This is a genomic window from Candidatus Poribacteria bacterium, from assembly GCA_021295755.1.
GTDB lineage: Bacteria > Poribacteria > WGA-4E > WGA-4E > PCPOR2b > PCPOR2b.
In genome coordinates, this window is the sequence record JAGWBT010000163.1 from 1 (window position 1) to 6,329 (window position 6,329).

The following is a 6,329-nucleotide window of genomic DNA, read 5'->3' on the forward strand; positions in this document are numbered from 1 at the left end:
AATTTATTTGGTGGAAGTTACATCCAATCGGCTATGTGATGGGGGCTGTCTATTCATCGTATTTTCTTTGGGCATCAATGTTTATCGGCTGGTTTTTGAAGTATTTAATTATGAAGACTGGAGGGGTTGGGAGTTACCGTAAGCTCAGGCCGTTGTTCATAGGGTTGATTCTCGGTGAATATGGCGTCGTCGGCTTGTGGATGGTCATCGGCATTTTTACAGGGGTGGACTATCGCGGCGCGTTGCCCGGATAATACTTTCCTTAAACGTCAAGGTTCATGTTAAAAGAAAGTGCAAAACGTAAAAAGCGTGAAACGTCGTGAAACGTGATGCGTGAAACGTGAAAATTATTAGTTCATTGATGAAGGTGGGCTAGGAAACCCGAACTAGGTGGTTCAAAAAAAACGATAATGCAGAGAGAGACCGAGTTTTCCAAAAAACTCGGCTTCTGTTGCACGATTTCTTAACATGAGCCAACGTCAAATCAATCTTCTAACGGTTGCATCGGGCTTTTCACACCCACACCGTGTACATAGGGCGATCTAAGATAATCCCAAGCAGCGACCATCCGCACGCGAAGATATAATCCCCCACAATCAATCCAAGAAAAAATGGCAGCGATCGGCGATACCCCCGCGCACCGCCACTCCGCAAAATTATCCACTTCAGCGTCGAGGCAAAAACTATCGTAAACCAGTAATCATCGACGCAGCGGCTCGTCGCTAACGCATAGCCCGCTGGGTGAAATGGCCACCAGAGTAACGTGCGACGCAAGAAGGTCAAGAGAAATGTCAGTAACAGCCCGAAAAGCAAAAAGCTATTGCCAATCCAATCCGGCGAGCGAGGGTGCTGCAACCAATCTGACAATCGGTTGAAGGCATCCCACCCAACTGCCCTCATCCCACCGGCGCGCGCTTCGGCACCGTAGCGGTAGAGAGCCTGCGGGAAAATGATGAACGCTGAAAGGAGTCCCACTCCGGTTGCAAGAATCAGAAACCAAAAGACAGGGCGGCTTGAAAAACCGGTCTGTTCGGCGATCTTGAAGCCTTCGAGTTGATGTGGCATCAGGTAGTTTCTCTTGCGATAGCTGAACCACACGAAAAGGGAAAGGCCTGAAAGGTTACGCGGACCGAAGCTACGAGTTCCCAACAAGCTCACGAGCGAATCTTGTGGAGAGACCACGTGCATGATATGCTCCGGTACGCCGGATTCAGCACGGATGCGTGCCATCGCAATGCACATCATCAGAAAAAGGAGAAAGAAGGCGACAACCACCCAAAGCGACAGTCCCATCTGTTGTGCGAAAACACCAAGCAGTACGCTGCAAATCACAATGCCAAAAACTGCGCCGCGATACCGCAACGGTTCGCGAGAATCGTCTATTCCTGTACCCAAGCAGACTTTTTTGATCACAGCCCGCAGATGACGGTTGATAGAGACTAGGCCGATTATGCAGATTCCTAGCACAGCCCCCATTGATTGTTGTCCCAGAAAAGGGTATCCCGGAATATTTGACCACCCAGTGACAGCACCGGTAATCCGTTCAATTTTGCGGAGTATGTAGAAAAACCAGCAGGAGATGGACAGATCCAGTGGCAGCAGATAGGTCATGCCGATCATGAAGAAGCGGAAACGGATGGGCGTCCACCCGATGGCGTTCCACGGTTTTTCTGTGAAATAGTGATCGAGTCGGATACCCCGCACCGGTATGTAGGGGACGCTAGGATAGAGGTAGTTTAGCCCGTTGATGATGTCAACAATCGCCGCCACCGCAAAGCCGATCCAGAACAACCTGCTGTGAAACAGTCGAGTTTTGGGATTGCTCATCGAAAGGGGCAGTTGTATGATCGGATAGGTCAGTTTCTCCTGTTCCGTCCAAGGACGCCGCAGGACGACGGTGATACAGAGCAGCAAGATGGTTATAACTAACACAAGAAATGTCCAACTGATCGCCGGGATTAACCAGTATTTCCAATAACTCGCCCCGTAAAAATCGACCTCTCCAACGTAAAAATCATGCACGGCTTCTCTGTTGGTAATGATTAGCCATGGCGGCAGATGTCCAGCAAACAGATTTCCCCAATCGTTTTCGGGCGTTGCATACCATGTTATGTGTGGCATAACACCTATCAGCCCAACAAGGCTATCGTAGCCCGCAACTGCGCTCGATGTTGCCAGGATGATGTAAATTACCAATAGGTCCTGCTGTGAGAACGCTAACCGAGGGGAGATTCGACGCGCAACCGCGTTATATCCGATGAGCCAAAACAGGATGAAGATCACATTCAATGGGAGTGATACGGCGGTGAAATGCAATCCGGTCCACACCATTTCTGCCACGGCGATCCAGTAGATGTTGGGCGGGATGAGCGCGACAGCAAAGACGACAGCTTTCCATGAAATCCCTTGGGGTTGAGTGGGACCAAAAGCGTTTGGTTTTTCCTCCCGTTCTCTGGTTTGGGATCGAGAGTCAGAAAGTGTTCCCGCGTTCCAAGCTGCCATTGGCACTTCCCTTTTTGCTTGTTCGGCTTGGGGTAACTATTCAACCGCCGATGCTGCTTTTGAGGATTTACGCTGCCGATATGCTGAGGTCAGTGATACGGTGGGTTGCGTATGCCGCACGAATTGGTGCTTTGATGGGTTCTCACGGACGAAGTCTAAGTCCTGTTTACCTTGCACCGTTTTCAGAAGATCTTCCTGCTTGCACGCTACATGATATTCTAACATAGCACTCCAGTAATCAACATCAAAAATAGTTTGCTCAGCCCTGAAACCATTGCTTTGGGAACGGAATTTGCTTCTCCTTTCCGGTTTACAGGTGTAGTGGAATCTGATATAATATACTGCACCTATAAGTGTGCTGTAGACTGATGGATTGCCCCCTGTCTTGTGGCAGTCAAGGCACCCACAGAAGAATGAGCGATAAATCAAGGAGGCATGTATGGACACATCGTGTTTTGATTATTGCTTGACGGAAGATGAACACCGCGAATTTGAACAGAACGGTTTTTTTGTGGTGGAGAACGCTATACCGCCACACTTGGTCAAAGACCTCGCGACTGTAGTAGACCGGCTCGATGCCCAATACCGGAGCACTGAAGACTCACCAGATCAGAGAGCCCCTGGCACTATAGACCCCAACAGGCCCCCAGCGGAGTTAGTAGGTCCTTATGACCGGCTGAACCTAATGGACTTTGTGGGGAAAGACGAAATTTTTCTGGAACTGCTCGATTGGTATAAGACGTTCCCGAAAGTATGGGGGATCTTGGGATGGAACATCCAGCTCTATCACTCCCATATGACGGTTACCCCGCCGGGACCATCTGACGGAGCTGAGGTGAAAAAGCGTTTGGGGTGGCATCAAGATAGCGCGCGTTTGAATCACGAATTGGAAACGACTCCCCAACCGCGCATCTCCCTCAAAGTGGGTTTCTTTCTGACCGATACCACAGAGGAAGGTAGGGGTAATTTCTACGTCCTACCCGGTAGCCAACGACAGAAAACACCGGACTTTCCTCCAGATGGCGTTTCAGACCCGGCAGAAGCGTTAGCCGTGAAGGTGCCACCGGGTACAGCGGTATTTTTCGATCGGCGGCTCTGGCATTCTGCCAGTCCAAATTATTCAAATATCCCGCGAAAGGTGCTTTTCTACGGTTACAGCTACCGGTGGTTAAGACCTAGGGACGACATGACCGTGGATCACTTTATGGATCGCTGTGACCCGATCCGACAGCAGTTGCTCGGCGCTAGCACAGGTGGGCACGGCTATACGTCACCAACTGATGAAGATGTCCCGCTGAAGCTGTGGTTGGCGGAGCATCTCGGCGAGGAGGCGGTGGCGGCTTGAGCGTTTGTCGCCTTGTCTCGATTCTCGGAAGAAGATCTAGTTATCTCTTTATCCCCCGTTCTCCAGATCTTCTTCCGTCGTAATTTCTATCCCGTGCCGGCGAAATAGCGCTGCAGTGACCCCATCACTATCGGTGAGGTTGCCGGTGAAGGAGCCGTCGTATATCTTTCCACAGCCGCAGGATGGACTTTTCGACTTGAGGATAGCGTGGGTCGCACGATGTGCTTGGGCGATTTCTAATGCGCGATAAGCCCCCGCTAGGAATGCCTTGGTTTTGTCTTCACCATCTACCGTGACGACTCGTGCCCTTCCGTCGAGGACATCCTCTCCATCTCCGCCGACAATCTCGGCGGCTGGTCGAGGCGTCGATAGCCCGCCCAGCTGCTCTGGACAGATCTGAATCAATGAATCTGTTTCAAGTTTGTTCATGACCGTCTCGCTCTTGCTATCGAGACCGTTATAACGGCATTTCTCACCGATGAGACACGCACTGATGACGATTTTTTTCATGGCAATTTATCGGTTGAAACCTTGCGCGACTTCTAACCTTTCCCATTAAGCCTATTTTTGAATCCAGACTAGAAATGTCAACCCAATTCTCGCAACTGAGCGACCACATTTTTATTCATCACGGTTCTATCAGCGTGGGCATTTTGCGCGATGGGGATCGTGCCCTGTTGATTGACTGTGGTGACGGTAGCGTGCGTTCAACCCTCAATACGCTTGGAATCACGACAGTTGATACGGTGCTGTTCACACATCACCATCGCGATCAAGTGTCGGGGATTGGAATCGTAGCGTCGGATGACACACGCATTGGCGTTCCATCACAAGAACGCGCTTGGTTCGAGTCGGTCGAAACGTTTTGGAACGATCCACAGATGCGCTGGCATCTCTACAACTATCACCCCCACAACCTGATGCTCGCCGAGTCTATCCTTGTGACGGATAACTACGCCGAGGGTGATTCCTTCCAATGGGGAAACGCAAGAATCGATGTAATTGATACACCCGGTCACACCGATGGGAGTGTATCCTACACGGTTGAAGTTGATGGACTCTGTTACGCTTTTTGTGGAGATCTGATTTACGACACAGGACAGATCTGGGAATTATACAGCCTCCAAAAAGGAGGAGAGACAACAGACTATCACGGTTTTCTCGGTGATAGGGGACGATTGACCCATAGCCTCAAAAAAGTACGGCAACGGTATCCCGAAGTCCTCATCCCTTCACACGGAAAAATTATGCGCGATCCGAGCGGGGCGATAGAGACACTCCTACAGCGACTTGATGCCTGCTACGATAAGTACGTCGCCATTTCTGCGCTTCGATACTACTTTCCGAAGCTATTCACCGCTTTTGAGGGCAGTGCCGGGCACATGCCGATTCGCGAAGGCAAAGCGGTGCCAGAATTCCTGCGCCACTACGGGACAACGTGGATGGTTATCTCAGAGAACGGGGAGGCGTTCGTCATGGATTGTGGCAGCCCCGGTATATTGAAACAGATTCAGCGTCTCAAAGCCAAAGGGGAGATCTTAGACGTGACAGAGTTCTGGATTACCCACTACCACGACGATCATGTAGACGCCATCCCTGAATTTCAGGAAATTTTTCCGTGTACAACCCGAACCGATTCAATTGTGGCTGACGTTGTAGAAAACCCACACGGCTTCCGTCTCCCCTGCATTTCGCCCGCTGTCGCCCGGATCGATCATCGCACCCAAGACGGTGATTCGTGGACGTGGAACGAATTCGAGATGACCGCTTACCATTTTCCCGGTCAGACCTACTATCACGGCGGTTTGCTCGTCGAGGGACGCGGTGTCCGTCTGTTCTTCGCCGGTGACTCTTTCACTATGGCAGGTATTGATGATTACTGCTCTGGAAATCGTAATCTGCTCGGTGAAGGTGTGGGATATGATCGATGTCTTGCATGGATTGCTGAACTCAAACCAACCTATATTTTCAACTGCCACGTACCGTGTGCCTTCACTTTTAAGGACGACGAGATTCAGCAGATGCGCACGAACCTTGCTGAAAGGGAGCGACTCTATGCAGATCTTTTTCCGTGGGACCATCCCAACTATGGGCTGGACGAACACTGGGTGCGCCCCTATCCTTACGAGCAAAACGTCACCGCCGGCGAGACAGTGACCTTGGATCTGGTTGTTACCAATCACTCCGCACAAGCCCAAATTGCGAGTTGTCGTCCAATCCTTCCTGAATCGTGGGACATCCACATCCCCGAACAGGCGGTAACCATTCCACCGAAGCAGGAGGGACATATCGCCTTTTCGATTCCGATTCCAACGCACGCTAACGGCGCGCAACGCATCGTTATCCCTCTATATGTAACGTATGATGGACAACCGCTCGGACAGTTCCGTGAAGCGATTTTCGTCTTTCCACACGACGCCTAATACGCCATGAAATCTGCCTTTCAGAATTGTCCTCGGCGGAATCCGTAGCGGATCTCACC

The 6,329-nt window shown here is 50.8% G+C and carries 6 protein-coding genes; 3 read left to right on the forward strand and 3 right to left on the reverse strand.

Annotated elements, in window-relative coordinates; translation table 11 throughout:
- Positions 1-254, forward strand: a 254-nt coding sequence (locus tag J4G02_19910; GenBank protein ID MCE2396794.1) for a hypothetical protein, incomplete at its 5' end; no start/stop codon positions are given.
- A 259-nt stretch (positions 255-513) separates the two neighbouring features.
- Here J4G02_19910 and J4G02_19915 read toward each other — a convergent pair.
- Positions 514-2,502, reverse strand: a complete 1,989-nt coding sequence (locus J4G02_19915) for a hypothetical protein (GenBank protein ID MCE2396795.1) — start codon at positions 2,500-2,502, stop codon at positions 514-516.
- Positions 2,503-2,538: 36 nt separating this feature from the next.
- On the reverse strand, positions 2,539-2,727 hold the full coding sequence (locus J4G02_19920; GenBank protein ID MCE2396796.1) for a hypothetical protein: 189 nt from the start codon (positions 2,725-2,727) through the stop codon (positions 2,539-2,541).
- Positions 2,728-2,941: 214 nt separating this feature from the next.
- Here J4G02_19920 and J4G02_19925 point away from each other — a divergent pair, with 214 nt between their 5' ends.
- The gene (locus tag J4G02_19925) at positions 2,942-3,847 is read left to right on the forward strand and encodes a phytanoyl-CoA dioxygenase family protein (protein ID MCE2396797.1); all 906 of its coding nucleotides are present in this window, start codon (positions 2,942-2,944) and stop codon (positions 3,845-3,847) included.
- Between the two features lie 48 nt (positions 3,848-3,895).
- Here J4G02_19925 and J4G02_19930 read toward each other — a convergent pair whose 3' ends face one another.
- The gene (locus J4G02_19930; GenBank protein MCE2396798.1) at positions 3,896-4,357 is read right to left on the reverse strand and encodes a DUF523 domain-containing protein; all 462 of its coding nucleotides are present in this window, start codon (positions 4,355-4,357) and stop codon (positions 3,896-3,898) included.
- Between the two features lie 74 nt (positions 4,358-4,431).
- Here J4G02_19930 and J4G02_19935 point away from each other — a divergent pair, with 74 nt between their 5' ends.
- Positions 4,432-6,270, forward strand: a complete 1,839-nt coding sequence (locus J4G02_19935) for an MBL fold metallo-hydrolase (GenBank protein MCE2396799.1) — start codon at positions 4,432-4,434, stop codon at positions 6,268-6,270.
- Positions 6,271-6,329: the final 59 nt, after the last annotated feature.

Bases quoted from the DNA above. Each gene is read 5' to 3' on its own strand.
- J4G02_19930 (MCE2396798.1), bottom strand. From the start codon at position 4,357: ATGAAAAAAATCGTCATCAGTGCGTGTCTCATCGGTGAGAAATGCCGT.
- J4G02_19920 (MCE2396796.1), bottom strand. From the start codon at position 2,727: ATGTTAGAATATCATGTAGCGTGCAAGCAGGAAGATCTTCTGAAAACG.
- J4G02_19915 (MCE2396795.1), bottom strand. From the start codon at position 2,502: ATGGCAGCTTGGAACGCGGGAACACTTTCTGACTCTCGATCCCAAACC.
- J4G02_19935 (MCE2396799.1), top strand. From the start codon at position 4,432: ATGTCAACCCAATTCTCGCAACTGAGCGACCACATTTTTATTCATCAC.
- J4G02_19925 (MCE2396797.1), top strand. From the start codon at position 2,942: ATGGACACATCGTGTTTTGATTATTGCTTGACGGAAGATGAACACCGC.